This is a genomic window from Microbacterium esteraromaticum (assembly GCF_900163815.1).
GTDB lineage: Bacteria > Actinomycetota > Actinomycetes > Actinomycetales > Microbacteriaceae > Microbacterium > Microbacterium esteraromaticum_B.
Genome location: NZ_FUKO01000046.1, coordinates 1 through 1,472 on the forward strand (window position 1 = coordinate 1; position 1,472 = coordinate 1,472).

Here is a 1,472-nt window from a genome sequence, read left to right on the forward strand (position 1 = left end):
GGCTCTTCCTACTTGAGGTGGGGGCTGGTCAGTGCGCCGCCGATGAGGAGCATGCGTAGTCGGTAGTTGTCGCGGTTGCGGAATCCGCGGGCGACGCGGCGGTGTAACTCGATGAGGCCGTTGACGGCTTCGGTGCCGCCGTTGTTGGATCGCCCTGTGTCCCAGTACGACAAGAACGCGGCTTTCCACCGGTTCAGGGTCTTCCCAAGTCGGCGGATCTCGGGGATCGGGCATGTCGGGAACGATTTCAGCACGCGTTCGGCGATCGTGCGACCCTCGGTGAGGTCGCCGGCGTGGTATGCGTCGCGGAGCTGGCTGGCGCACTGCCAGGCGACTTCGACCTCGACGTGCTCGTCGCGTGTGGCGAAGGCGGTGTAGAGCCGGTAGTTCTGTTTCGCGGTGAGGCGTTCACGCCCGCAGCGCAGGATGTTGCGGATCCCGTAGAGCGGGTCACCGCGCTTTCCGCGATGCCCGAGAGTGTCTTGCTGGACCCGGCGGCGGACCTCGTCCACGGCCTGCGTGCCGAGCTTGACCACGTGGAATGCGTCGAGGACGGCGGTGGCGTCTTCGAGTTGGTCATCGATGGCGTTCTTGTATCCCTGGAACGGGTCCAACGTCGCGATCTGCACCCCCTCACGAAACGCCTGGTCACGCTGTTTCAGCCAGTCCGCGTATGCGGGGCCGGATCGGCCGGGCACCAGGTCCAGCAGCCTCGCGCGCACCCGGCCGTGCTTGTCTCGGGTCAGATCGACCATCCCGGTCAGCTCCTTCGGTCCTCGGCCGCCGTCACCGATCGGCTTGGTGGACACGTGGTGCCAGATGTGCTCATCGACGCCGAGGGTGCTGACGCCATCGAAGCGGGCCGGGTCCTGATCCATCTTCTCCAGCAGCGGCTTGATCGCTGACCAGACCGTGTTCCACGTTGTCCCCAACTGCCGGCAGACCCCGGCCACGGACGCGTGCTCGCGGCGGATCTGCCCGATCGCCCACCAGCATGCCCGGCGTGTGAGCAGTCCGCGTCGTTTCGCGATGTTCTCGTTCTGCTCGGTGAATGACCCGACAGGGCACGCTTCCTCCACGCACCGCCAGGTCCGTTTGCGCCAGATCGTGCGCACCGGACGGTCGAAGCTGGGTGCATCGATCAACGTCACGTCCCGACGCCCGCGCGAGGCCGCGACCACCCCGCACCGCGGACACCCCGCAGCGCCCGGCGGCGACTCAACCGTGACGGTGAGTGCGTCATCGGCGCGGGCGACATCGATCACCCGCAGCCCGTCCAGGCCGACGAGGAGATCACATCGGGAGCAGTAGGTGGAGTCGGGGCAGCACGCAGCAGTGCAGGCCGTAGGCTCGGACACGTCGAGGCCTTCCGGTGAAGGGTTGCTTGGTCGCTACCCATCCTGAAGGCCTCGACCCCACTCACCCCGCCACCGCGCCCAGCCCCCTCAGACCCACCTCAACTCTGAAGAGCC

At 67.1% G+C, this 1,472-nt stretch carries 1 protein-coding gene; it reads right to left on the minus strand.

The features are described 5' to 3' along the window. Positions 1–8 precede the first annotated feature (8 nt). Complete coding sequence (locus FM104_RS15265) at positions 9–1,358, minus strand: ISL3 family transposase (RefSeq protein WP_373407861.1); 1,350 nt, start codon at positions 1,356–1,358, stop codon at positions 9–11. Between the last annotated feature and the right edge of the window lie 114 nt (positions 1,359–1,472).